This is a genomic window from Pseudomonas capeferrum, from assembly GCF_013523055.1.
Lineage (GTDB): Bacteria > Pseudomonadota > Gammaproteobacteria > Pseudomonadales > Pseudomonadaceae > Aquipseudomonas > Aquipseudomonas capeferrum_A.
On record NZ_JAAMQM010000029.1, the window covers coordinates 20,707 to 46,737 of the forward strand.

At 64.8% G+C, this 26,031-nt stretch carries 22 protein-coding genes; 3 read left to right on the plus strand and 19 right to left on the minus strand.

Annotated features, from left to right (window positions below; translation table 11 throughout):
• Genes G7009_RS24935 through G7009_RS24955 form a run of 5 tightly spaced genes read right to left on the minus strand, consistent with a single transcriptional unit; the run spans position 1 to position 7,007 of the window.
• Positions 1-1,212: a thiolase family protein gene (locus G7009_RS24935; RefSeq protein WP_181132762.1), complete on the minus strand. Its 1,212-nt coding sequence runs from the start codon at positions 1,210-1,212 to the stop codon at positions 1-3.
• A gap of 49 nt (positions 1,213-1,261) precedes the next feature.
• A complete protein-coding gene (locus G7009_RS24940) occupies positions 1,262-2,929 on the minus strand; it encodes a DUF1302 domain-containing protein (RefSeq protein ID WP_181132763.1) in 1,668 nt (555 codons plus the stop codon).
• Positions 2,907-4,082 carry an MBL fold metallo-hydrolase gene (locus tag G7009_RS24945; protein ID WP_181132765.1) on the minus strand — a complete coding sequence of 392 codons (1,176 nt, stop codon included), beginning with the start codon at positions 4,080-4,082 and terminating at the stop codon, positions 2,907-2,909. Before G7009_RS24945 ends, G7009_RS24940 begins: the two co-directional genes overlap by 23 nt.
• Positions 4,075-5,928, minus strand: coding sequence for a long-chain-acyl-CoA synthetase (locus G7009_RS24950; protein ID WP_181132767.1), 1,854 nt, complete (start codon positions 5,926-5,928; stop codon positions 4,075-4,077). The genes G7009_RS24945 and G7009_RS24950 overlap by 8 nt, the downstream gene beginning before the upstream one ends.
• Entirely contained in the window at positions 5,925-7,007 is a 1,083-nt protein-coding gene (locus G7009_RS24955; RefSeq protein ID WP_181132770.1) for an alkene reductase, read from the minus strand. The genes G7009_RS24950 and G7009_RS24955 overlap by 4 nt, the downstream gene beginning before the upstream one ends.
• 239 nt (positions 7,008-7,246) lie before the next feature.
• Between G7009_RS24955 and G7009_RS24960 the strand changes: the two genes are divergently transcribed.
• Positions 7,247-8,575: a spinster family MFS transporter gene (locus tag G7009_RS24960; RefSeq protein ID WP_181132772.1), complete on the plus strand. Its 1,329-nt coding sequence runs from the start codon at positions 7,247-7,249 to the stop codon at positions 8,573-8,575.
• A gap of 1,323 nt (positions 8,576-9,898) precedes the next feature.
• Positions 9,899-10,192 carry a DUF3077 domain-containing protein gene (locus tag G7009_RS24965; protein ID WP_181132773.1) on the plus strand — a complete coding sequence of 98 codons (294 nt, stop codon included), beginning with the start codon at positions 9,899-9,901 and terminating at the stop codon, positions 10,190-10,192.
• Positions 10,193-10,294: 102 nt separating this feature from the next.
• Here the strand turns inward: G7009_RS24965 and G7009_RS24970 are convergent, their stop codons facing one another.
• The 14 genes from G7009_RS24970 to G7009_RS25035 all read right to left on the minus strand — a co-directional run bounded on the left by G7009_RS24970 (position 10,295) and on the right by G7009_RS25035 (position 24,837).
• Positions 10,295-11,176, minus strand: coding sequence for an SDR family NAD(P)-dependent oxidoreductase (locus G7009_RS24970; RefSeq protein WP_219856763.1), 882 nt, complete (start codon positions 11,174-11,176; stop codon positions 10,295-10,297).
• Between the two features lie 36 nt (positions 11,177-11,212).
• Complete coding sequence (locus G7009_RS24975; protein ID WP_181132828.1) at positions 11,213-12,130, minus strand: alpha/beta hydrolase; 918 nt, start codon at positions 12,128-12,130, stop codon at positions 11,213-11,215.
• Between the two features lie 146 nt (positions 12,131-12,276).
• A complete protein-coding gene (locus G7009_RS24980; protein WP_181132776.1) occupies positions 12,277-12,546 on the minus strand; it encodes a hypothetical protein in 270 nt (89 codons plus the stop codon).
• 17 nt (positions 12,547-12,563) lie between these two features.
• The gene (locus tag G7009_RS24985; protein WP_181132778.1) at positions 12,564-12,824 is read right to left on the minus strand and encodes a hypothetical protein; all 261 of its coding nucleotides are present in this window, start codon (positions 12,822-12,824) and stop codon (positions 12,564-12,566) included.
• A gap of 671 nt (positions 12,825-13,495) precedes the next feature.
• The gene (locus G7009_RS24990; RefSeq protein WP_375139573.1) at positions 13,496-14,854 is read right to left on the minus strand and encodes a DUF1329 domain-containing protein; all 1,359 of its coding nucleotides are present in this window, start codon (positions 14,852-14,854) and stop codon (positions 13,496-13,498) included.
• A 111-nt stretch (positions 14,855-14,965) separates the two neighbouring features.
• Positions 14,966-16,654, minus strand: a complete 1,689-nt coding sequence (locus G7009_RS24995) for a class I adenylate-forming enzyme family protein (RefSeq protein ID WP_181132784.1) — start codon at positions 16,652-16,654, stop codon at positions 14,966-14,968.
• Between the two features lie 24 nt (positions 16,655-16,678).
• Positions 16,679-17,833: an acyl-CoA dehydrogenase family protein gene (locus G7009_RS25000; protein WP_181132787.1), complete on the minus strand. Its 1,155-nt coding sequence runs from the start codon at positions 17,831-17,833 to the stop codon at positions 16,679-16,681.
• Positions 17,830-19,035, minus strand: a complete 1,206-nt coding sequence (locus tag G7009_RS25005; RefSeq protein WP_181132789.1) for an acyl-CoA dehydrogenase family protein — start codon at positions 19,033-19,035, stop codon at positions 17,830-17,832. The genes G7009_RS25000 and G7009_RS25005 overlap by 4 nt, the downstream gene beginning before the upstream one ends.
• Positions 19,036-19,118: 83 nt before the next feature.
• On the minus strand, positions 19,119-20,288 hold the full coding sequence (locus tag G7009_RS25010; protein WP_181132790.1) for an acyl-CoA dehydrogenase family protein: 1,170 nt from the start codon (positions 20,286-20,288) through the stop codon (positions 19,119-19,121).
• Between the two features lie 10 nt (positions 20,289-20,298).
• Entirely contained in the window at positions 20,299-21,477 is a 1,179-nt protein-coding gene (locus tag G7009_RS25015; protein WP_181132792.1) for a lipid-transfer protein, read from the minus strand.
• Positions 21,474-21,914, minus strand: a complete 441-nt coding sequence (locus tag G7009_RS25020; protein WP_181132793.1) for a MaoC family dehydratase — start codon at positions 21,912-21,914, stop codon at positions 21,474-21,476. The genes G7009_RS25015 and G7009_RS25020 overlap by 4 nt, the downstream gene beginning before the upstream one ends.
• Complete coding sequence (locus G7009_RS25025) at positions 21,886-23,019, minus strand: acyl-CoA dehydrogenase family protein (RefSeq protein WP_181132794.1); 1,134 nt, start codon at positions 23,017-23,019, stop codon at positions 21,886-21,888. The genes G7009_RS25020 and G7009_RS25025 overlap by 29 nt, the downstream gene beginning before the upstream one ends.
• Positions 23,020-23,031: 12 nt before the next feature.
• Positions 23,032-24,006, minus strand: coding sequence for an OB-fold domain-containing protein (locus tag G7009_RS25030; protein WP_181132795.1), 975 nt, complete (start codon positions 24,004-24,006; stop codon positions 23,032-23,034).
• Positions 24,007-24,063: 57 nt separating this feature from the next.
• Positions 24,064-24,837 carry an SDR family oxidoreductase gene (locus tag G7009_RS25035; protein ID WP_181132796.1) on the minus strand — a complete coding sequence of 258 codons (774 nt, stop codon included), beginning with the start codon at positions 24,835-24,837 and terminating at the stop codon, positions 24,064-24,066.
• 140 nt (positions 24,838-24,977) lie between these two features.
• Between G7009_RS25035 and G7009_RS25040 the strand changes: the two genes are divergently transcribed.
• Positions 24,978-25,763: an enoyl-CoA hydratase gene (locus G7009_RS25040; protein ID WP_181132797.1), complete on the plus strand. Its 786-nt coding sequence runs from the start codon at positions 24,978-24,980 to the stop codon at positions 25,761-25,763.
• Positions 25,764-26,031 lie beyond the last annotated feature (268 nt).

The following is a 26,031-nucleotide window of genomic DNA, read 5'->3' on the forward strand; positions in this document are numbered from 1 at the left end:
TTATGCTCCCTGAAGGATCAATGCGCCCTGCTCGCTCATCACGCCACCGGTGCCGGAGACGTAGACACTGTCGCAGCGTTCGAGCTGGCGTTCGCCCGCGGCTCCAGCGATCTGCGTGACCGCCTCGATGACCTGCGACATGCCACCGGCGGAGCCGGCCTGACCAAAGCTGAGCTGGCCGCCGTGGGTGTTCATGGGGAAATCGCCGCGCCAGGTCAGGTCGTGCTCGCGCACGAAGGCCATGCCCTCGCCCTTGCCGCAGAAACCGGCGTCTTCCAAGGTCAGCAAGGCAGTGATGGTGTAGCAGTCGTAGATCTGCGCGGCATCGACGTCTGCAGGTTTCAGCCCGGCCATGTCGAAGGCGCGGCGCGAGGCCGGACCGATCGGCGTGCGCAGCATGTCCTGGGCGTAGGACGGCGACTTGAAGGCCAGGTGCTCGCCAAAGCCGGTGATGAAGGCTGGCCGTTTGCGGGCACGGGCCGCCAGTTCCTTGGAGGCGATGATCAACGCCGCGCCGCCCGCCACCGGCATGACGATTTCCAGGACATGCAACGGGTCGGCGACCTTGCGGCTGGCCAGCACTTGCTCGACGGTCAACGGCTGGCCGAAGAACATCGCTTGCGGGTTGGCCTGAGCGTTGCTGCGCTGGTCCACGGCGATCTTGGCCAGCGCGCGTGGGTCATAGCCGTACTGCGCGGCATAGCGCTGGGCGATCATGGCGTAGCCGGTGTTCTGGCCCATGTGCCCGTAAGGCAGGTCGAACTCTGCCTCGGGTGCGCCAAACGCGGTGCTGTGGCCTCCGAAGCGCATGGCCCGGGCCATCCAGCTCGGATCTTCATCCGGGCCCAGCGGCGCCATGCGTGCCGGCAGCACGCACAGCACGGCCTGGCACAGCCCCAGCTCGATGGCGGCTGCGGCACGCCAGACCATGCCCACCGAGGTGCAACCACCGAGGTCGACCACTTCGGCGAAATTCAGCTGCAAGCCCAGGTACTCGGCCGCCATGGCCGGTACGAACACCGAGGCCTCATGGAACTGCGGCCCATTGATCACCAGGCCGTCGAGGTCGGAAGCCTGCAGACCAGCATCGCGCAAAGCCTGGGCCGCCAGGTCGGCGACCTGTTCGAGGTGGAACATCCTGGGCGCCGTCGCGTACTTTTCCGGCTTGTACTGCGCGCTACCCACTATTGCTGCGTGGCCTTTGAGCCCCATGGTGCCTCCATGCCAGGGCGCTTGGCCCCGGCCTTGTCCAGATGATCGGTCAGAAGGTGTATTTCAACGAGAAGGTCGCGTAGTCACGGTCAGCGAAGGGACGCTTGATCGCATCGGGCGAGCCCAGGTAGCCGGTGTAGTTGAGCCCGACTTCCAGGTTGCCCAGGTACTTGAAGGTGGTGCCTACGCTGATCCGGCGGTCTCCCTGTACGCCGGCGATGCTGCCGGACATGGGCGTCGAGCCGCTGAACACGTTGGAGAAGCGCACCGGCACTTCCAGATCCCAGCCCTGGAAAACCCCTGGATAACTGAACGATGCGCCCAGGGTGTAGGCGCTGGCATCGCGGGAACGCCAGCCGGAAGCGGACTTGTAGGTGTAGTCATCGGAAGCTCCGACCAGAGGTGCCAGGCTCGGCAACAGGTTCACGTCCTGCAGGTTCCCGGCGGCGGACGTGGCATCGACGCTGTCGACGCGCACATGAACGATTTCGCCGGTCAGGGTGGTCTGGCTGGCCCAGGGCATGTCGCCCAGCACGCGCATGGCCGAGAGCTGGATCTGCTGGCCCTTGCCCCTGGCCGGCGTCGGCCCGAGGCCCGTATTGACCATTACCGGGGCCCCGTCGCGGTACGACCATTCGGCGCCGATCTGGGTTTCGCCGAGCTTGGTCGAGGCGCTGATGCCGGTCAGCTTGATGTCCTCGAAGTACTTCACCCGATAGCCGTTGCTGGCGAAGGCGAACTGGTCGCCGCCGACGGCCACGGTGTTGTAGCCGAGCAGCGCGGTCGCCGGGTTCTTGTCGTGGTAATTGACGTGGAACAGCGACAGCTCCAGGGCCGGCACTGGCCGGTAGCGCAGTTGCACGCCCCACTGGCCGCTGTCTCGAGGCTCGTCGGTTCCACGGTACGGCGCGTTGCCGGTCGGCGTGATGAGAAATTCGCGGCCCGGGCCGATCACGTCGCTGCTCGACAGGTAGCTGCCCACCGGCGGCAGCTCGGTGCCCTTCCATTCATATTGGACATAGGCACCGACGGTGAACTGAGGGTTGAAGCGGTACGAGGCCGACACCTGCCCCACGGGCAGCAGCACTTCCTTGACCTCGACCCCGGGCTGCGCGGCCTTGACCGCGTCCGATGGGTTCTGCACGCCGTTGACGCCCGGGTAGTAGAGGCTCTCGCCCCATGATTCGATATGCCGCCCGGCCTTGGCGTCGAGCATCGAGCCGTTGTCGAAACGCCAGCCACCGAAGACGTAGGCGTCGAGCAGGCGGGTACGGCCGCCGCTGTAGTAGCGGGTGTCGCTGGTGAACTCGTCGTTATCGCCACCCTTGTTCACGGTGCCTGGCGAGTCGTTGTCATTCTCGTTGTGGTACACGTCGTCGTAGAAGGTACTGGCGCGTATCACGGCGCCATAGTTGTCCATGCGCAGGATCATTTCGCCCAGCGCGCCCACGCGGTTGGTGGTCAGGCTGCCGCGGTCGAAGTTGCGGTTGGCGTCGTCGGCGTTGACCCCCAGCAGGCGATCGCTGGGCTTGCCCAGGCGCATGCCGATGCCGTAGCTGGTCGTCACCGACCAGTCGATGGTCGCGCCGTTGTCGAATTCGATGGTTTCCCCTGACCAGGCCGGCGTCGAGGCCAGCGCGATCACCGCCGTCAGGCTGGCCGCCTGGACGCCCCGTGAAGCAAGTCCGGTCCCGTTATTGTTGTTCTTGTCGATCACACTGACTCTCCTGAAGGGCAACCGGCTGGCTGCCTGGAATGTTCAACGTCGTCGCCGAGCCGAGCGCCTGGCCGCCACCAGGCGCCGCGACAGCGGGCTGTGTTCGCGGACCACGCCGGTAGCGGTAGTGCGTCTGGTGGTGTTCGCGTACGAGCAGCCCTTCGGCCATGAGGTAGTTGGCATGGGCCAACGTTTCGCCAAGCGCCATCAGTTCGTCGAAACGACCTGACAGCGTGGGGAACAGCACGGCCATCAGCTCGAGCGCGCTACGCGGCTCGTCACAGCTGGCCAGCAACAGTGCGAGATGGGCCTGGTGATGGGCCTGCAACTGGTCCAGGCGCGCATGCAGGTTGAAGAACGGCCGCTCGTGGGCCGGCAAGACCAGCACGCTGTCCGGTAGCTGGCGCAGGTGCTCGAGCGAGGTCAGCCAATCGCGCAGCGGATCGGCCTCGGGTTCGGTGGCATGCACACCTACCGTGGAAGTGATCCGCGGGAGCACCTGGTCACCGGCAATCAGCAGGCCCTCGTCTTCTGCGTACAGACAGGCGTGTTCGGGGGAGTGGCCGCGACCGATCACCACTTGCCAGTGCCGTGCGCCGATGCGCAAACGGTCGCCCTCGCGCAGGCGCCGGAAGCTGTTGAAATGCAGCGGGCGAAAATGCCCGTTCTGGATCAACCGGTACAGTTCGCCAGCGTGCTCCTCGGTAAACCCCGCCTTGCGGTAGAAATCGACGAAATCCCAACCCGCCGGCGAGGCCTCGGGCACCGCCACGTACAGCGAACGGTACTCGGCGGCGGTCATGTACACCGGGCAGCGAAAGCGTTCGGCCAGCCAGCCGGCCACCCCGGAATGATCGGAGTGGTAATGGGTGCAGATCACCGCCAGCAACGGCTGGCCCCCGAACAGCCGCTCGAATACCTGCTCCCAGACCTCGCGGGTCTGATCGGTGTTCATGCCGGTGTCGACCACGACCCACCCTTCGTCATGGCGCAGCAGGTAGAGGTTGATGTGGTCCAGGCGAAACGGCAGCGGCATGCGCAACCACCACACACCTGCCGCCACCTCGCGCACCTGGCCGCTGTCCGGGGCCTGCGGCCAGGGGTAGCGAAGGCCGGCGTACAGCTCATGGCCATTGGCATCGAGCTCATCCATGTCGGCCACCGACGAAGGCCGGCAGGCCGACGCGCGCCAACGCCTGCGGCGAGTACGGCTGGTAGGTGCGGCTGGCCTCGTCGCGGATGAACAGCGGATCGGCACAGGCCTGCGGGCAATAGCCCTGGCGCTGCAGGTCGACCTTGCGCAGCTTGAAGGTACTGGTCAGGTCCGCCGCCGCGCTCACCCGGACGAACACCGGCGCCGCGTAGCGCGGCAAGCGGGCTTCGGTGAGGGCGTAGAAGGCCTGCGGGTCGAACGCTTGGCCCGCTTGCATCAACACCGCGGCCATGCCCGCCCTGCCCTCATGCTCGGGCACCTGCACGCCGTAGATGTTGATCAGTTCCAGGGCCGGCAGGTCGCTCAAGGCGTCGGCCACCTCCTGGGTGGAGACGTTCTCGCTCTTCCAGCGGAAGGTATCGCCGATACGGTCGACGAAGTAGCAGTAGCCGTCGGCGTCCTGGCGCAGCAGATCGCCGGAGCTCCACCAGGCGTCGCCCTCGCGCAGGACATTGCGGCGGATCTTGCTTTCGGTGGCCGCGGCACAGGTATAGCCCTCGAAGCGGCCACCGCCGATGTCCGGGTGGTCGATGACCATGCCCATGGCTTCGCCCACTTCCCCGACCTCGCAGAGTTGGTAGAAACCGTTTTCATCGCGCGGGTGGCAGTCGTTCTCGACATCGAAGCGCACCAGGCGCAGGTTGGTGCGGTTCCAGTCCGGCACCCGGCCACAGGAGCCGAGGAAGTTGTCGACATTGATCAGGTTGGTATTGGCTTCGGTCGCGCCCCAACCCTCGAAGACCTGGATCGGCCCGAAACGCTCGACCCAGCGCTGCCAGGATTCGCTCGACAAGCCGGCGCCAAGCATGCAGCGCAGACTGTGCTCGCGCTCTCCCGCAACGGGCGGACGGTTCAGCAGGTAGCGGCAGATTTCGCCGATGTACTGGAACACGCTGATCCGATGGCGGGCGACATCGTTCCAGAACTCGCGCACGCTGAACTTGCGTCGCACCACGATGCTCGCCCCGGCACGCAGCGCGGTCGAGGTCACCGAGGTCGCGGCGGCGCCGTGGTAGAGCGGCAGGCAGCAGTAGAAGACGTCATCGACGGTGGCGTTGAGCGTCACCTCCATCACATCGCCCGACGACAACCAGCGCATGTGGCTGTAGCGCGCGGCCTTGGGCAGGCCGGTGGTGCCCGAGGTGAAGATCAGCAAGGTCGTCGCTTGAGCCTCGATAGCGGCACGCATGTGGCGAGGAAAAGTGCTGCATGGCGCGCTGGCCAGGCGCGTGCCGAAATGTCGGTCGAGGCCCTTGGGCAGTTTGCCCGACCAGGGATTTTGCGCATCGTCGACCAGCCACATCGGCAAGGCCGGCAAGCCTTCGGTGGCGTGCAGGTTGGCCAGGCACTCCTCACCGACCACCAGCGCCTTGGCGCCTGTCGTGTCCAGGGCATGCAGCAAGGGCTTGCCCGAGACCTGGGTATTGATCAGCGCTACCACCACGCCGAGCTTGACCAGGCCGAACCAGCAGATGAAGAACGCCGGACGGTTCTCCATCAGGATGGCGCAGACGTCACCGGGCTGCAGGCCCAAGGCATGACAGGCATGGGCCATCTGGTTGGCCTGGCTGTCGACCTCGGCGTAACTCAGGGTCTGTTCGCCATGGATCAGGAAAGGCCGTTCGCCGTGACGCGCCGATTGTTCCTCCAGGCGGTCGGCCAGGGTGTAGTGATCGCGAGGCTTGATCCGGGCACTGGCGGCGGCGCGCAGGTCGAGCAAGGCCTGGGTCTGCTCACGGCTTACCGGTGCCTGGGCCTGAACCGCCATCGATTGCGGCATGTTCATGGTGCTATCTCCAAGTTGGCCTGCCAATTGGGGTAATCGCAGTAGCCCTGGGCGCCGGGGGTATAGAGCGTCTTTCGGTCGAACCCGGCCAGGGGCCGCCCGTGTCGAAGGCGCTCGACCAGGTCGGGATTGGCGATGAAGTGGCGGCCGAACGAGACCGCGGCGCCCTCGCCCGCCTCCAGCGCCGCGCGGGCCGAGGCACCGTCGAAGCTGTCGTTGAGGATCAGCGACTGGCCGCTGTGCCGTCGCGCCAAGGCAAAGGCGTCCAGGCTCGGCAGCGGCGAACGCATGATGTGCAGGTAGGCCAGCTCCAGGGGCGCCACGGCAGCGCACAGAGCCGTGGCCGTCGCGGCCGGCTCGCTGTCGTCGATGTCGTTGAACGGGTTGCCTGGGCACATCCGCAAGCCGACCCGGCCGGCGCCGATGGCCTCGGCCATGGCCTCGATCACCTCCTTGGCGAAACGCACCCGGTTCTGCGCGCTGCCGCCGTAGGCATCATTGCGTTGATTGCTGCCCGAGGCCATGAACTGCATGGGCAGGTAGCCGCTGGTGCAGTGCAGCTCGACCCCGTCGAACCCGGCCTCGCGAGCGTTCAGGGCCGCCTGGCGATACTCGCCGATCACGCCGGCGATGCCTTCCAAGGTCAACGCCTGGGGCTCGTCGGCATCGACCAGGCCCGCAATGTCGGTAAACAGCTGCACGCGAGCGCGGATCGCCGAGGGCGCCACCGTCGAGGCGTCGACCGGTTTGTTGTGATGGCTGGCGGCCCGGCCTACATGCATCAGTTGCAGAACGATTCGCCCGCCCCGCTGGTGTACGGCGCGAGTGACCTGGCGCCAGGCAGCGATCTGTTCGGCGCTGTAGATCGCCGGCGTACGGCAATAACCCAGGCCACTGGCCGAAGGCGCGGTGCCCTCGGCCACGATCAGGCCCGCGCTTGCCCGCTGACGGTAGTACTCGACCATGTCGCTGCCCGGCACCCCACTGCTGTCGGCGCGGCTGCGGGTCATCGGGGCCATGATGATGCGGTTGGCCAGTTGCAGTTCGCCCAGGCGCACAGGCTCGAACAAGATGCTCATTTCAGCTCCTCAACGTCTTCTTGTTTCCGGCTCGCAGGGGCCGCGAAACACCGGATATGAGCTGAATCATTCACCCTGGGCAGGTGCGAAACATCGTCCGTCGAGACTAGGTTCGGCGAGGACGGCAGCCCGCGACAAAAGGCGGCATCGCCTCCGAAAACTGGTCTGAACAGACGATGAAATATCGCTAGGATGCGTCGAGCATCGTGCGCATCAAAACAAGAAGCGGAGCCCCCTACGTGAACGCACCCAACCCCGTTACCTGGCGTACCCACTACGCCCTGCTGGTGCTGGCCAGCATCTACGTCTTCAACTACATCGACCGCCAGCTGATGGCGATCCTGATCGAGCCTGTGAAACTCGAGTTCGGGATTTCCGACACCGGTATCGGCCTGCTCTCGGGGGTGACTTTCGCCGTGTTCTATACGGTGTTCGGGTTCCCGCTGGGGCGGCTGTCCGACCGGATCGGGCGCAAGCCGGTGATCGCCTTCAGCTGCATGGCCTGGAGCCTGATGACCATGCTTTGCGGCATGGCGGGCAACTTCCTTACCCTGGTGCTGGCGCGGATCGGTGTGGCCGTGGGCGAGGCTGGTGGGACCGCGCCATCGGTGGCGATGGTCTCGGACCTGTACCCGGCGAACCGCCGTTCCACGGCATTGGCGGTATTGATGCTTGGGTCGAGCCTGGGCGCGGTCGTCGGCCTGGGGCTGGGGGGCTGGATTGCGCAGCATCATGGCTGGCGTCACGCGTTCCTGCTGATCGGCGCGCCGGGGATCTTTCTAGGGTTGGTGCTGTTGCTGACCGTGCGTGCGCCGACGCCTGTGCGTGTCATGCAGGCTGTCGCTGGGCAGCCGCAAGGGTGGGTGCAGACGCTGGTCGAGCTCATGCGCATGCCGTCGTTCCTGTGGCTGGTGCTGACGGGTGGCGCGGCGGCGATCGCCGGTTATGCGATCGGGACCTGGAGCCCGAGTTTCCTGATTCGCTCGCATGGGCTGAACATGCAGCAGGCGGGGTTTCTGGTGGGCGTGGTGGGTGGCACGGGGTCGGCCATCGGCACCTTGGTATGCGGGATGTTGACGGACCGACTGGCCCGGCGGGATGTGGGGTGGCAGATCGGGGTGCCGCTGCTGGGGACCTTGATCAGTATTCCGTTCGCCCTCGCCTACTTCCTCTGGCCGCAGGGGGTGGCGTTTCATATCGGGGATACGCCGGTGCCGCAGGCGTTCCTGTTCTATAGCGCATTCGGGTTCTTTGGGGTGTGGTGGGCAACGCCTTGCCTGGGGGCCATCACTCATCTGTTTCCGGCCAATCGATTGGCGCAGGCCACGGCGATCTTCGTCATGGCGATGACGCTGCTTGGGGTTGGCCTCGGGCCGTTGTTGATAGGGGTGCTCAGTGATCTGTTGCTGCCGAGTCTGCAAGGTGAGTCGCTGCGGTATGCGTTGGCGGCTTCGGTGATGTTGCTGGTGCTGGCGGCGGTGTTTCTGGCGCTGGCGTTGCCGCGCTACAGGGCGCAGATGAAAGGAGGCGCTGAACGGGCTGTTTCGGCCAGGCCGGTGGTTGTCTGAGCAACGGCTTCACAGACGCTCCGATCGCCCAGCCCCCGGGCCGCGCTATCGAATAGACACAAAGCCCGTAGCGCCCCATATCGCCTGTGGGAGCGGGTTTACCCGCGAAACAGGCACCGCGGTTTCTGGCACCGGCTTTGCCGGTGTTCGCGGGTAAACCCGCTCCCACAGGTCTCTAAAATCAATGTACGGTTCCACAGACGCTCCGATAGCCCAGCCTCCGGGCCGCGCTATCGAATAGACACACAGCCCGTAAGCGCCGTACATCGTCTGTGGGAGCGGGTTTACCCGCGAAGCAGGCACCGCGATTTCTGGCACCGGCTTTGCCGGTGTTCGCGGGTAAACCCGCTCCCACAGGCCTCCAAAATCGATATACGGCTTCACAGACGCTCCGATCGCCCAGCCTCCGGGCCGCGCTATCGAATAGACACAGAGCCTGTAGCGCCCCACAACACCTGTGGGAGCGGGTTCACCCGCGAAGCAGGCACCGCGGTTTCTGGCACCGGCTTTGCCGGTGTTCGCGGGTAAACCCGCTCCCACAGGTCTCTAGAATCGATGTACGGTTCACAGACGCGCCGATAGCCTCCCCGGGCCGCGCTATCGAATAGATACAAAGCCCGTAAGCGCCGCATATCGCCTGTGGGAGCGGGTTCACCCGCGAAGCAGGCACCGCGGTTTCTGGCACCGGCTTTGCCGGTGTTCGCGGGTAAACCCGCTCCCACAGGCCCTCTAGAATCGATGTACGGTTTCACAGACGCTCCGATCGCTCCCCGGGCCGCGCTATCGAATAGACACACAGCCCGTAGCGCCCCACAACACCTGTGGGAGCGGGTTCACCCGCGAAGCAGGCACCGCGGTTTCTGGCACCGGCTTTGCCGGTGTTCGCGGGTAAACCCGCTCCCACAGGTCTCTAAAATCGATATACGGTTTCACAGACGCTCCAATCGCCCAGCCCCCGGGCCGCGCTATCGAATAGACACAGAGCCTGTAGCGCCGCACAACACCTGTGGGAGCGGGTTCACCCGCGAAGCAGGCACCCTCCTGGGCCAGAGCGTCTGACCTGCGCTCTCACGATCGCCCAGCAAGCCGTCCTCCTTCATTCCAGGCCCGCCGGCCAGGTTTTGACCCTTGCCACCCTGCATGAAAATCGAAACGCCCGCAGTCTGGTCGAGATCGCTCTGAGCCGGGTGCAGGCTCGGCACTGATTGCGTTACCAGGACTGGCGCCGATCCCTGAAGCAAGAAGATTCGTCATGAACGGACTCAGGGGCCAGATCTGGACGCCAGTCAGCCATGAGCAGCTTGAACGTATGGAGGGTGCTTCATGAACGATGAGTGCAAGAACAATCGTGTTACCAAGCTGCAGTCCATCGGCGCCGGTGCCTTCGGCGGAGGAGTCGACGGGAGTATCGGTCATCGCCTTTTTCGAGCGGTAACCGGGCATGATCTGGACTTCGTGCCGGAACAGTCGTCATTGATGATGGGCTGCGTGTACAAGCTGACGCGTGAGGCGAGCCTGCAGCCAGATGACACCCGGGTCCTGGCAGCGGATTACCTGAGTGGAATGGCCAAGGCATTGGTCGAAGATATTGCATTGGCGCGAACACTGGAGGCTTAGGCTACGTGCTTGACCGTACCCTCGGCTAAGAATCAAGCCTGAGCGCAAGGGGCGTCGTGCGTGAGTGAAGGTCGTCACTGCAGGACGTGCCTGGACCGATCATCAAGCCAACTTAGGCGCCCAATGAACACCATTGATATGCGCACCCCCATCGACGAACAAGGTATTGCCGGTGACATACCGACTGGCGTCGCTGGCAAGAAACAGTGCCACGGGAGCAATGTCGGTAAGCGGATCACCTATTCGACCCATGGGGTTGGCGTTAGCCATCGCTAGCGCATTTTCAGGGTGGCTGCGCGCGAAACGTTGATAGGCATCGCTGGCAGCTCCAGGGCAGATGACATTGCAGCACACCTGATATTCGGCCCACTCGCGCGCAGCTGTTCGGGTCAGGGTCCGCAGCGCTTCCTTGCCCGCGTTGTAGTCGGCGCTGTACAAGTGCGCATTCACGCCGTTGAGTGAGCACAGGTTGATGACGCGCCCTGCTCCAATACGCCGAAATTCCGGCAGCGAGGCCTGCATGGCCCAGAACGCCGCCATGACTGCCATGTCGAAGGCACCGCGCATTTTCTCGTCGGTCTGTTCCTCCAGGCGCGCCAGGCCCGATCCACGCCATGCATTGTTGACCAGAATATCCAGGCGCCCGAATCGGCTCACAGCCTGGGCCACCATTGCGTGTACCTGCGCTTTGTCCGTCACATCCACTTGCATGAAGCTGATCCGCTCCTGAAGGTCGGTGGGCAGGCCGTCGAGAAAGCCATCGCCCGCTGAAACGTCGATATCGGCCATCAGCACCGACGCACCGGCATGCAGATAAGCTTGCGTTATTCCATGACCGATTCCCGCGGCACCGCCCGTCACGATGGCGACCCGGCCTTCAAGCATTCCCATATCGGCTCCATTGATGTTACCGCTGCAACGGCTAGCGTGGACGAATGTATGGGCAAAACCATGAGGGATTGAAACAGTCTCGACATCGTCCATTCGAACCAGAGAAAGGCGGCCAAACTCTCTTGAGCGTCAAATCACGAGCAGATCCCTTACCCATGCATGGGTACGCGCAAGCACCCGATCCGCCATCGCTACTGGAAAATGAAGGAAACCATGCGGGGCTCCCGGAAGCAGGTGTACTTCGACTGTCGCCTCCTTTGCCCAGCGTGCGGCAAGGCCGAGCGTGTCATCCCGCAGCGGGTCCAGTTCGCCGGCGAACATCAGTGCGGGAGGGAAATCCGTGAAGTCTCCATACAAGGGTGATACAGGCGCAAGTTGTCGCTGTCGGTCAGTAAGTCCAGGGGTAAGCGTGCGGAAAGCCTCGACCATGCCTGGCCCGTCCAGTACGAGGGTGTCGGGTCCGGCCGAGCGGACACTTGCCGTTCCGCTCAAGTCATAGACGCCATAATGGAGTACCGCGCCCCTCACGCGCCGCAGCAGATCCGGCCATGCCTTGAGGCCCAGCAAGGTAGCAGCCGCGAGATGCGCGCCCGCCGACTCGCCCACGACGATGACCGGCAGGTTGGCCCATTCTGGATCGTCACTGCCCAGCAGCCAGCGAGCGGCGGTCAGGCAATCCTGCATCAGGCCTTCGAGCGGCGTGGACACCGCAAGCCGATAGTCGACGGAAACGACCGTCACCTCACACGCCTTGACGAACCCAAGATTCAGCGGGTCATTCATCTGGGCATTCCCGATCACCCAACCGCCACCATGAAAGTCGAGCACGATCCCCTTCGCCTTGCCGACCGGCCTCAGGATCCTCACCGGAACCTGTGCATCCAGAGGTCCCACGATCCTTCGCTCGGCCTGGATTCCCTGCCTAGCCAGCTTGCCCGCAGCGCCGATCTGGCCAATACGCAGAAGCCCCTGGATAGCCAGCGGGGCAAGACGATTCCTGATCCTGAAGCGTGGCATCCAGGCGAGCTTCCTGTTGAACCGTTGCATCTGTACGATTTCGTGCTCGGAACACTCAAGCGCTTTGCCGTTCAATTGCCAGCTACCTTATCGTTGCCTTGTCGCTGGATGTGGATACTTTGTTCAGGCTCCAGTTCAGAAGCATGGAACAGATCGTCGATGAACCCGTGCGACAATCAATCCACACACGGCAAGGGCATCGCATTGGCTTTCAGGCAATCGCGCTCCTGTCTATCCAGGGAGCTGACGGTCTGTCGATAGGCAGCATCGGCCGCGTCCTTGAGCAGTTGCCAATCCTCCAGACTCAGCAAACCCCGCAACACCAACTCATCGGCGCGGGCCATCAGCGTCTTGTAATAGTCCTCAAGGTGGTCGAGGCGATAGGCATCGTCTTCGTATAACAGCCGCCAGGCTGTCAGCGCGGTCTTGCGATTGTCATCGTTCATTGGATTTCCTCGAATCTTCAGGTGATGAATTGAAGCCGACGCCTGACATGAGGCCTTGTTATTAGAAGCAGGCAGCCCTGGGCGGTTGTAAACATCATCCCAAAGAACGACGAGCGGCGAACGCCATACAGCCGCTTGTCCATCGTTCGGAATTCTGCTCGCAAGGACACCTGGACGTCTTCTACTTCAGCCAGAACTTCTTTCTGGAGCAGGATCAACTGATTCGCGAGGCGGGACGCATCAGCCATTTGCCGTGCGCCCTCATCCAGGATGGACATGACGTGATCACCACACCCGACTCCGCTTCCCGCTTGCATGAAGCCTGGCCAAGGTCGCTACTCAAGTTGATCCCCGATGCCGGGCATGCGCCGACCGAACCGGGAACCGTGCACGCGCTGATCAAATCGACGGAGCAATTCAAGTGCACGGGCAGATTCGCGTAGGCGAGCGAGAGCAGCTGGCGCACTTCCCTATACCTCGCCATTTGTCTCGAACCGGAAGCCAATGAGCCAGCCGTTCATCCCAAAGGACTCGTCGGTTGATGGGACGACCTGATCTTCAGTGCGCAGCTCGGGACGCCGCTCCGAGGAATGGGCCGCCTCTTGTGGTCCATTTCTCGAACGTTCTTGATGAGTGCAGCACTGACCGGTCCGACCGCCAACGTAGAGACTAGCGCCCGACAGCCGAGGATGGGCCAAGGCCGCGCGCGATGGCATTACCGGCGGGCATTGGCCTGCCAAGTCCGAGCGTAATGCCCGTTTGCTCGAAGCCGTGAGGATCATTCGCGCACTATGGGCAGGCGATGAGGTACCCCACGACGGTTTGATATATAGGCGGTAGAGGTGCTTATCTTGACCGAGCGACAGTGGGCCTGGCGGGGGGCTGCATCCCGCCTACCAAGCCCAAAAGCCCATCAAGAGAAGTAGAACCGACCTCGAGCTTCAGCCAATCATCGCCCGATCGCCCGCGCCGCATCCGAGGTATACATGTCCGGGGTGAACTTGCTCTCGTTGAGAATCGGCCCCTTCTTCGCCTCGTTGGTCATCCCATACCCGGTGTACTGCCCCGAGTTCAGGTCCATGAAGAACTGCGACCCTGCCTGCCAGCCGCTCATGTCCGGATGGTAGTAGTAGTTGACCATCGCATGCTTCCATAGCTGCCCACGGGCGTCGTAGTTGTCGGCCATCACCGCGTTCCAGGTGTCCTCGTCGATGAACAGCACACGCTTGCCATAGACATGGCGGTAGCCTTCCTTGAGATCCGCTTCGACTACCCACACCCGGCGCAGCTCATAGCGCATCAGCTCCGGATTGGGGTGGTTGGGTGTCAACATCTGGGCGTACTTGATGGTCCCGGCGTTCGGCTTGAAGGCGTTGGCGGGGCTGTAGATCTCGCGCTTGCCCAGCAGTTTCCAGGTGTAGCGCTCCGGCGCGCCGTTGAACAGGCGGTCTTCGTCCACGGTCATGGTGCCGTTGGTGCCGATCATCGGCTGGTCGTAGCCGTATCCCGGCATCTGCCGCACACGTCGGGTCGAGGGGCTGTAGGACCAGGCCTGACGGGACGAGGTGACGAAGTTGTAGGGCTCATGGGCAATGCTGATCACGCCATTGTCACGGGCCGGCTTGAGGGTGGTGTTGTAGCTCATCGCCTGGATCATGTCCTGCGTCTTGGGTTCGACGGTGGGCGAATTGGCCTGGGAGAGGTTGCGAGCGTGGGCACGCCCCCAGCCGATGCTGCCGTTGGGCAATACCGAAGCCAGGTCGGAGATCTTCTCTTCGGTATAGGCCCGCGCCGGCAGCTGATGATTCCACAGCACTTCCATGCCGTTCTTGGGGATGGGGAACGGTATCTGCCCCAGCCCTTCCACCCCTAGCCCGTCGTTCACCAACTTGGCATTCAGGGCATTTTCCTTGACCCGGCGGCAGACGTAATCGGGGTAGCGGAAGTCGCGGTGGCCTGGATAGATGTTCATCTTGTAGGTGGTGGGATACTTCTTCAGCAGGGCCCTTTGCCCGTCGGTGAGGTGCGCCGCGTACTGATCCATGTTCTGCGCGGTGATCACCAGGATGGGCTTCTCGTCGGCATAAGGATCCACCGGCTGGTCACCGGAGAACTTCACGTGGTTCCAGCCAGGCACCTCGCCCAGGTATTTTCCGGTATAGGGCGGAATGGTGCCCTCGGCATTGCCCGCCTGCTCGGCACCGACACAGGTCAGCTCCTTGCCGAGCTTGGCGGCTTCCTCGGGCGAGACGGCGGCGTAGACGCAGGTCACGAGCCCGCTATTGAGGGTCAATACGGCCGCGAGCATCACACCTGTTGTTGTTGTTTTCATGTACTGCCTCCTTCGCTGATAGAGCTTCTGGTATGGCTTCATTGTTCCTGTTCCAGGGAGACCGGCATCGTCCGGAGGGACTAAGGATCAACCGACGTACAGGCGTGCCTTGAGGTCGGCCTTGAGCACTTTTCCGGTGGCATTGCGCGGCAAGGGTTCGCTCACTCGATACACCCGCGCGGGCACCTTGTAGGCCGCCAGACGCTCGCCGATGAAGGCGCAGACCTGCTCGTCGCCCGGCAGCGCGGTGGGATCGCCATGGATCGCCAGCGCCACCACTTCGCCCAATAGCGGGTCTTCCAGGGCGAATGCCGCGGCTTCCAGCACGCCGGGCATGTCGCTGGCACAGGTCTCGATTTCGGCGGCCGAGATCTTTTCGCCGCCGCGGTTGATCAGGTCCTTGAGGCGGCCGCTGATGCACAGGAAGCCCTCCTCGTCCAGGTAACCGAGGTCACCGGTGTCGAGCCACCCATCGCGCAGGGCTTCGGCGCTGGCACCTGGGAGGTTCCAGTAGCCTTCCATCAATGTCGGCGAGCGGAGCCAGATCAAACCGGGGCTCCCGTCCGACTGGGGGTGCCGGGGGTCGTCGCCGATGCGCACGTCGACGATCGGCAAGGGCCAGCCGGCCGTGGCTGGCCGGTGTACGAACGGGTCGCCCCCGATGGCCGCGCCGATACCATTGCTCTCGGTCAGGCCGTAGCCACTGCCGCCGATCACCTGAGGCCTGCGCGAGAGCATCTCGGTCAGGAGTCCGGCCGATGACGCGCCCCCTCCCAGGCCAAGGCCGAACAGGCTGACCGTGTCGTCACCGCCATAGCGCGGCGAGGCAAGCAACTGCTGCATCATCACCGGCGCGCCGTTGAACTGGGTGCAACGCTCGTCGCGGATCAGGTCCAGGGCTTGGGTGGCGTCCCACTTGTACATCAGCAACAGACGTCGGCCGCCACGCAGCGCGCCGAGGAACTGGGCATGCAGGCCGCTGACATGGAACAACGGCACCGCCATCAGCGTGGTCGGCGCATAGCCGCTCTGGAGCATGCCCTGTACCCGCTCCGGCGAACTGAGGGCGCAGAACGCCCCCTGGAACTCCAGCGCGGCCAGCGCCTGGCAGACGGCCCGGTGGCTCGACAGCACGCCCTTGGCGCGATTGGTGGTGCCGGACGTATAGAGGATCAGGGCCGGCGCTTCGGGCGCGATGTCCAGCGCCGCGACCGGCAACGGCTCGGCGGCCAGCAGGTCTTCGTAGCGCAGGCAATGCTCGGGCAGATCGCTTGCAGGCACGCGGCCCACCACGATGCAGGTGCGCTCGCCAGCCGCCAGATCGTCCCGCAGCATCGCCAGGCGCGCTTCATCGCACAGCAGCAAGCGCGCGCCGCTGTCCTCCACGCCATGCAGCAGCTCATCACGCAGCCCCCAGCTGTTGAGCGGCACGCACACCGCACCGCAGCGCTGGATGGCAGCGAAGGCGATCAGCCAGGCCGGTTGATTGCGCAGGGCGATGGCCACCCGCTCGCCGGGACGCAGATCCAGGCGGCCGGCCAACTGCCCGGCCAGACGGTCGACCGCGTCGTAATAGGCGGCGAAGGTCAGGCGCTGCTGCTGCCACACCACGAACTCCTTCTCGCCATGCACGCGGCCCGCGTCGATCACCTGCAACAGGTTGCGCGCCGCATGGCGGAAATAGCGAGGACCGCCATCGGCCGGGGTGATCACTTCAAAGGGCGAGCCAGGCGCGATCAGCTGCTGCCAGGCCTGTCGCCAGCGTTCAATGCTCATTTCGGGTTCTCCAGGCTGGGGCGCTCAGGCGCAGGCTTCGTCGAGGGCCGAGTAACGTTCGCAGTGGAAGTCGCGGTCGCCCAGGCAGGCTTGCGCCACGCGCACACGCTTGAGGTACAGGCCGACATCCAGCTCATCGGTCACGCCGATCCCGCCATGCATCTGCACCGCTTCGTTGGCGACCTTGATCGCGGTGTCACCGGCCTTCCATTTCGCCAGGCTGACCAGGCGACCGCGCTGGGCGTCATTGAGCTCATGCGCATCGAGCGCCGCCAAACCGGCCATCACCGCGCTGCGCGCCAGGGCCAGATCGACATACAGCTGCGCGGCACGGTGTTGCAGGGCCTGGAAGGAGCCGATCGGCACGTCGAACTGCACCCGGGTCTTGAGGTAGTCCAGGGTGGTCTGGAACAGCTGCTGTGCCGCGCCCAGCAGCTCTGCGGCCAGGCATGCGCGGCCGCGGTCCAGCGCCGCGTCCAGTGCCGACCAGGCCTGGCCTGGCGCTCCAAGCAGCGCCTGGGCATCCAGCTGTACCTGGTCGAGGCGCAACCGACCGCAGTTGCGCGAGTCGATCAGTGGCAACGGGCTGCATTCCACGCCTGGGGTATCGGCCGGCACCAGGAACAGGCTGATCCCGTGCGCATCGCCTGGCTGCCCGTCGGTACGCGCCGCCACCACGAAGGCATCGGCGCCGACACCGTCGACCACCCAGAACTTCTCGCCATGCAGCCGGAACCCCTCAGCGTTGGCCACCGCCGCCATGGCGATGTCGCGTGGCTGATGGCGGGCACGCTCGTCCACGGCCAGGGCCAGGCGTCGTTCGCCGCTGATCAGCGGTTGCAACCAGGTGGCCTGCTGCCGGGCCGAACCCGCCAGGTGCAGCAGCGAGCCTGCCAGCACTACGCTGGATAGCAGCGGCGTGGGTGCCAGGTTGTGGCCGATGGCTTCGAATACCGGACCCAGGCCCATGCAACCGAAATCCAGCCCGCCCAGTTGTTCCGGGAACGGGATGGCGCTCCAACCCAGCTCCACGGCATCGCGCCAGAGCTGTGTATCGAATCCTGCCCGCGCGCCTTCGTCACGCAGCCTTCGCTGCGCCGATACCGGGCTGCGCGCCGCCAGAAAATCCCGTGCGCTGTCGGCCAGCAGCCGTTGTTCTTCGTTGTAACGCAGCGTCATGCGGTCACTCCTTTCTTGCCATCAGGCAGGCCAAGCACGCGCTTGGCGATGACATTGAGCTGTACTTCCGAAGCACCTCCGGAAATGGTCAGCGCATAGCTGTTCAACCAGGATCGGGTCACCGCCAGCTCTCGCTCGCTGAAGGCCTCGCTCTCCCAGCCGAAGGCGTGGCCTCCCATGGCATCGAGCAACACCTCGAACTTGCTGCGCTCCTGCTCGGTATGGGTCAGCTTCATGATCGCCATCAGGCCGCTGACATCGTCGCCGCAGCGACCCTCCTCGGCCATGCGCTGCACGGTCAGGCCATAGGCGTGCTCATCCATCGCGCAAGCGACGACCCGGGCCTGCAACGCCTGCTCGCCCTGAGTACGTGGCCGTGGCAGGTATTCGCGCAGCAGGGCCAGCAGGTCGAAGTGCGAGGGCAGGCTGAACTCTCCGAACTTCGACATCGCCTTGCGCTCGTGCTGCAGCAGGTACTTGGCCAGGTTCCAGCCACCGTTCAAGGGGCCGACCAGTTGGCTTTTCGGCACCTTGACCGCATCGAAAAACACCTGGCAGAACGCCGACTTGCCGCTGATCAGGTCGATCGGCATGGCGTTGATCCCGGGGCTGCGCATATCCAGCACGATCAGACTGATACCTTCATGCTTCGACGCCTGGGGGTCGGTGCGCACCAAGGCATACATCCAGTCGGACTTGTCGCCGTAGGAAGTCCAGATCTTGCTGCCATCGACCACGAAGTGATCGCCCGCATCGCGGGCCGACATTTTCAGGCTGGCCAGGTCGGAGCCGGCATTGGGCTCGGAAAAACCCTGGCACCAGCGTACTTCGCCACGCGCCATGGGCGGCAACAGACTGAGCTTCTGAGCCTCGCTGCCATAGGCCAGCAGCACCGGCCCGAGCATCCAGATCCCCAGGTTGATCTGCGGCGGGCGGCACTTGAGGCGACGCATTTCGCTCTCCAGCACCGCGACCTGCTCGGCATCGAGGCCGGCGCCGCCGTAGGCTTCGGGCCACTCGGGGCAGAACCAGCGCTTGTCACGCATGCGCTCGAACCACAGACGCGCATCGTCATTGGGAAACTGCGGCTGGCTGCCTCCCCAGACCACATCACCCTCGGCCATCGCCGCGCGCATGGACGGCGGGCAGTTGGCTTCCAGCCAGGCACGGGTTTCGTGCCTGAATTGCTCGATCGTGCTCATCGGATGCGACCCTCTATCCGGCTCCGGCGGCTGCGGGAGCGGATCCTTTTGTTGTTGTACTGGCTGAGCTGCGTGACGAACGCTCAGCGTTGAGTGCGCGGCATGCCCAGGCCGAACTGGGCGATCAGCTCGCGCTGGATCTCGTTGGTGCCGCCGCCGAAGGTCACGGTGACCGAGGCGCGCAGTTCGTATTCCAGTTCCCCCTGCAGCGCCGTGGCAGCGGAGCCGGCGCGCACCACGCCATTGGCGCCGACGATGGCCGACAGACGCCGCAGGATCTCGATCGCCGACTCCGACCCGTACACCTTGGTGGTCGAGCTCAGGGCCACGTCCATGTGCTCGCGTTCGAGGTGGGCGGCGATGCGCAAGTTGATCAGGCGCATGGCTTCCAGGCGGGCATAGCACTCGGCCAGGGAACCGCGCACCCAGGCCTTGTCCATGGCGCGACGCCCCTGCTCGTCGCGGGCCTTGGCCCACAGGTAGACCCTGCGGAACAGGCCCACCACCTTGTCCGACCACGAGCCGAGCCCCAGCCGTTCATGGTTGAGCTGGGAGGTGATCAGTTTCCAGCCGCCGTGCAGCTCGCCGACCAGCATGTCCCTGGACACCCGAACGTTGTCGTAGTAGGTGGCGGCGGTCGGATTGCTGGTGGTCGGAATGACGGTGGTGGAGAAACCCGGCAGGCGGGTGTCGAGAATCAGGATGGAAATGCCCTTGTGCCGCGCCTGGCTCGGATCGGTGCGCGCCGCCAGCCAGATGAAGTCCGCGGACTCGGCACCGGAGGTCCAGAGTTTGTTGCCATTGACCACGAAGGTATCACCCTCCAGGCGCGCGCTGGTCCTCAGGACCGCGAGGTCGCTGCCGGCGTCGGGTTCGGAGTAACCGATGGCGAACATGATTTCGCCCGCGGCGATCCCCGGCAGGAAACGCGCTTTCTGCTCGGCGCTGCCATGCTCCATCAGTGCCGGGCCAACGGTACTGATGGTCACGAACGGCAACGGCGCGCCGGCGATGTTGGCTTCCTCGAAGAAGATCAACTGTTCGGTGGCGGCATAGCCCTGGCCGCCATGGGCCTTGGGCCAGCCCACCGCAAGCCAGCCATCGCGGCCCATCTGCCGCACCGTCTGCCGGTAGAGTTCGCCGCCTTCCTGGCCGCGCAGGCGGTCACGCAGCTCGGGGGTCATCAAGGCCTGGAAGTAATCGCGTACCTGGCGGCGCAAGGCGTGTTGCTCGGGGGTGAGATCGACGAACATGCTGCGCTCCTCAGGCCGTGCCAAGAATCAGGCCGCTGGTGGGTACGCCGGTGCCAGCGGTGACCAGCACGTTTGCCACATCGGCCACCTGGTTGACCGCCGTGCCTCGTACCTGGCGCACCGCCTCGGCGATGCCGTTCATGCCATGGATGTAGGCCTCGCCCAACTGCCCGCCATGGGTGTTGATCGGCAGCTTGCCGCCGCGGGCATGGTGCCCCTCGCGGATGAACTCCTTGGCCTCGCCGCGCCGGACGAAGCCGAACTCTTCCAGTTGCGGCAGCACGAACGGGGTGAAGTGGTCGTAGATCACGGCCGTCTGCAGGTCCTGCGGACCGAGCCCGGATTGGCGATACAGTTCGCGGGCGACCACGCCCATCTCGGGCAGCCCGGTGATGTCGTCGCGGTAGAACGAGGTCATGCTCTGCTGGCCGCTGGTGATGCCCTGGGAGCCGGCCTTGATGGTCACGGGCGTTTGCCGCAGATCGCGAGCCCGCTCGGCCGAGGTGATGACCATCGCTACCGCGCCGTCGGACTCCTGGCAGCAGTCGAGCAGGTGCAGCGGCTCGCAGATCCAGCGCGAGGCCTGGTGCTCTTGCAGGGTGATCGGCTTGCCATGGAAGAATGCCTTGGGGTTGCTGGCGGCGAAATCGCGCGCGGCCACGGCGACCCGGCCGAAGTCCTCGGAGGTAGCGCCATAGGTGTGCATGTAGCGCTGAGCGAACATCCCGACCCACGCGGCCGGGGTGTGGAAGCCGTGGGGCATGTACCAGCCGTAGTTGACGTTCTCGAAGATCGGTGTCGAAGCGAAGCCGTAGCTGCCACTGCCGAAGCGGTACCAGGAGCGCTCGTTCATCGCCCGGTACACCACCACCACCTTGGCCACGCCCGTGGCTACCGCCATGGCGGCGTGCATCACCGGCGCGCAGGCCGCGCCGCCGCCGTGGGGCACCTGGGAGAAGAACTTCACATCCTTGCAGCCAAGCAGACGGGCGATTTCGTATTCGGGAACCTTGTCCACCGAATAGGAGCTGAAGCCCTCGACTTCGGAAGGATCGATACCCGCGTCGCGCAATGCCTCCAGGGTGGCTTCCAGGGCCAGGCGCAGCTCGGTGCGCCCGGAGTTCTTGGAAAATTCGGTCGCGCCCAGTCCGACAATCGCGGCGCGCCCAGAAATCGACAGGTTGGTCATGCAACTGCCTCCGGTTGTCCTGGCAAGACCAGCGCGACCGTGCCGGTCACGTGGTTGCCCAGGGAATTCTTGCCGCTCAGGGTCACTTCCACCGTGCGGGTCTGCGGGTCCCGGCCGGTCACGCTGCCGCTGAAGGACATACGGTCGCCGGGGTAGTTGGGCACGCCCAGCTTGATCTTCAGCGAGGTGAAACGCGCCAGCGGCCCGGCCCAGCCCTCGACGAAACGTTGCACCAGACCATTGGTGGTGAGGATGTTCATGAAGACATGGGGCGAACCCAGCTCGCGCGCGGCGTCCAGGTCGTGGTGGCCGGGGAAGTAATCACGGGTGGCGATCGCCCCGCCGGCGATCAGCGCCACGGTGATCGGTACTTCGAGCGTCGGCAATACTTCGCCGGGGCGCACGTCGTCAAAGCGCTTGGTGTTCTTCGAAGTCATATTTCCATCCCAGCTTGTCGTTGTCGCTCAGCCAGTCGCCGAGCCGTTCCAGGCTTGCCGCCGATCCCCCCAGGGCGATGCCCAGGGCGCGGCTCCAGTAAAGAAAACGATGGATCGGATAGCTCAGGTCGACGCCGATGCCCCCATGCACGTGCTGCGCGATGTGGCCGATGCGGTGGCCCGCCTCACAGGCCAGGTACGCCGTGGCCAGCGCCTCGGAGGGCGCAGGCAGGCCGGCATCGAGGCGATAGCACAGTTGCCACAGGGTGCTGCGCAAGGTTTCCAGGGCGATATGGGCGTCGGCCATGCTCATCTGCACCGCCTGGAAGCTGCCGATGCGCCGCTCGAACTGTTGGCGTTCGCTGACATAGGCCACGGTGCGGCGGATCTGCTCGGCGCTGACCCCCAGTTGCAAGGCGGCCAAAGCAGCGATGGTCCGTGGTTCCAGCCAGGCCAGCGCAGCATCCGGCAAGATCCGGTCGGCGCTTGCCTGCAGGCCCTCGATCCGCAGGTCGGTGACCGCCTCGCCGTGGGTCAGAACACCGGGCACATGGCGCACCGCGGGATCGGTGAGATCGAGCAGCAGCAGGCGTATCCGGCCCTCCATCCGCACCGGCACCAACGCCGCCTGCGCCTGTCCGCCCGAGGCCAGCGCGGGCACACGGCCATCGATGCGCACGCCCTCGCGGCAGGCGCTGGCGTTCAGCGCGATGCCACAGACGGCGTTCGCACCCTCGAGGGACAGGCTCAGCAGCACTTCGCCACGCGCCGCCTGCGCGCCCAACGATGCACTGTCGCCCAGACCGAAAAGGGCCAGGGTCGCGGCGGCCAACTGGTGCCGCCACAGGGGCACTTGCGCAAGACTGCGGCCCTGGGCTTGCAGCACCAGCATCAGCTCGGTCATACCTAGGCCGCTGCCACCCTCGCCTTCGGGAATGGCCAGCGCGTGCAGCCCGGTTTCCAGGCACAGCGCCCACAGCGGGGCCATCATCGCCTCGCCCGAAGCATCCCATTGACGCATGTAGTCGTCATGGCAGTGATCGCTGAACAGGCTGTCGGCCATCTGCTCGATGGCGCGCTGGTCTTCGCTCAATTCGAAATCCATGATGCCGCCCTCCTACTCGCCCACGGGCCGGAACAACGGCAGCGCCAGCTGCTCGTCGAAGGTCTGGAACTCGACCTGCAACTGCTGGCCGATGCGTAGCCCATCGCGCTGTACCCCGGTCAGCCCGGCGATCAGGCGCACGCCCTCTTCCAGTTCGATCAGGCCGATAGGGTTGGGATGATCGAAGGGCGCTACCTCCGGGTAATGCATGACCACGAAGGAGTACAGGCTGCCGCGGCCACTGGCCTGGACGCTGTCCCACTCGAAGCTGTGGCAGTGCGTGCACACGGGCGCCGGTGGATGGCGCAAGGTGGCGCAGGCGCTGCAGCGCTGGATCAGCAGCTTGCCTTCGGCGCAGCCTTCCCAGAAGAAGCGGGTGTCGTCGCTGACGCCTGGCAGTGGGCGCTTGGCCTTGGCAGGCTCGTTCTCGATCGGGGCCTGGGCGGCGGTTCGCGCACTGGCCGGACGGAACTTGAAGACCCTGAACAGCAGCTCGCCCACGGGCTCGTCGCCCTCGGGTTTCTCGACGAAATGGCTCATGACCAGGGTGACGAAGAAGCCCGTGCCCAGGCCAGTGGTCTTCTCGTCGCCGACCGACTCCAGGCGAGTGGTGTAGTAGAGGCGCTCGCCCAGGTACACCGGGCGGGTGAAGCTCAGTTCGGAGTTGACCGCGACCACCGAGGCGTAGCCGTATTCCTCGATCAGCTTGAGCACTTCGTAGGGGTTCTGATCCGTGGAGCCCGGCGGGTAGTTGTTGGCGTGCAGGCCCTCCATGGTCCACACCTGGAGCATGGCCGGCGGTGCGACCAGCCCGCCATGCGGTCCGTCCGCCGCGTAAGCCGCGTCGGTGTAGAGCGGGTTGTCGACGCCCATGATCTCGCACCACTGGCGGATCATCGGCGCGTTGACCGCGTCCCAGGCATACACCCGGCCATATTGGCGCCCCACGAGGGTGCGCACACTGGATAGCAATTGTGGATCAGCCAAAGTCGTCTCCTGTAGCGTGAGGGCGGCGACCGGAAGCGGCCGCCGCCGGAGGGTCGATCAGGTGGGCAGGACTTGCGCCGCGTGCAGGAACGCCGGGCGCTCGCCGCCGCCGTGCAGCAGCAGGTTGCAACCGCTGGCATAGCTGGCCATGGGCGACCCCATGTACAGGCAGGCATTGGCGATATCGCTGGCATCGGCCATGCGCCCGGCCGGGATGCTGGCCTTGACGGCGGTGATCCCGGCGTCGTCGCCGTAGTGCAGGTGCGCTTGATCGGTCAGCACCAGGCCTGGGCTGACGGCCACCACGCGCACCTTGGGTGCCCACTCCACCGCCAGCGATTGCACCAGGGCCAGTACGCCGGCCTTGGCGGCCCCGTAGGCGGCGGTTCCCGGAGAGGCGCGCAGGGCGCTGATGCTGCCGATGAAGACGATGCAACCGCCCTGCGCCTGGGCCTGCATCAACCGGTTGGCGTGCTGGGCGGCGTTGAGTGGCGCGATCAGGTTCAGCCGCAGGATGCTTTCGTGGAAGCGTGGCGACGCGGTGGCAGCGATGGCCGAAGGACTGCCGCCAGCGTTGTTGATCAGTACATCGAGGCGACCGAAATCACGCTCGATGGTGTCGAACAGCGCTTTGAGCGAATCGCCGTCGCGGACGTCGGTGGCGATGAACATCGCACGACGCCCGCCTACGCAAGGCAGTTGTTCGGGCTCGCTTCGAGCGCAGACGATGACCTGCGCTCCGGCGGCGAGAAAGCCCTGGGCGATACCCGCGCCGATGCCCTTGCTGCCACCGGTGACGAGCACCACCTTGCCACTGTAATCAAGCCACATCTCATGCTCCTTGGTCTGCTGTCAGGGAGCACTCTAGGCGCTATGCCCGGCGCATTCTTCGTCTGAACGGACGATGAATGCGCAATGGCCGGGCGCAACACTGGCGGGCATATCGATAACGCCTGGCACGTGAGGAAACCATGCCCGACACCCCTGCCCCACCGGTCCTGCTCGAACGGCCTTCATCGGGCGTTGCCCTCCTGCGGCTCAACCGGCCACAGGCGACCAACGCCCTGAGCCTGGAGTTGCAGATGCTTCTCTCAAGGTATTTCAGCGAGCTGGGCATGGACCCAGGGGTGCGTTGCATCGTGGTGACGGGGGGCGACAAGGTATTCGCTGCCGGTGGCGACATCGGCAGCATGGCCGACGTCGGCCCGATCGATATCTACCAGCGCCATACCGAGCGGGTCTGGGCGCCGATCCAGCATTGCCCCAAGCCGGTGATCGCGGCGGTCTGCGGGTATGCCTATGGGGGTGGCTGCGAACTGGCGATGCTCGCCGACCTGATCGTCGCGGGGCGTGGCGCGCGGTTCTGCCAGCCGGAGATTCGCATCGGCATCATGCCCGGAATTGGCGGGACCCAACGGCTGGTGCGGGCGGTGGGCAAGGTCAAGGCCATGCGCATGGCGCTCACCGGGCAACCGATCAGCGCCGAGGAAGCCTGGGTGGCGGGGTTGGTGAGTGATCTGGTGGACGATGACCAGGTCCAGGCCCATGCGCTGGAATTGGCAGGGGTGATTGCCGCGATGCCGGCATTGGCGGCCGAACAGATCAAGGAAGTGATCCTGGCGGGGATGGACGCGCCCCTGGAGACAGGCCTGGCGCTGGAGCGCAAGGCCAATGCCTTGCTGTTCGCCTCGCGGGATCAGAAGGAAGGCATGCAGGCATTCATCGAGAAGCGGGCGCCGCGGTTCGAGGGGTGTTGAGGGGAGTCAGCGTTGGGCTGCATGGCAGGAGATTGCAGGAAGGCCGATAGGTGCATGCCGGTTGGTTCTTTGTTGTCCTTGAGACGAGCGCCGCCCGCGCGGCGCTTCGCGGGTAAACCCGCTCCCACATTTGTTGCACCGTGCCATGGCCTGATAGACCGAGGTCTTAGCCTTTGTTTGTATGGCAAGGATAATGAGGTGCCAACAACAGCCTTGATGCAGTCTTTAGCCATGCACCAAGGCTGACAACTCCAATCTCACAGGCCAT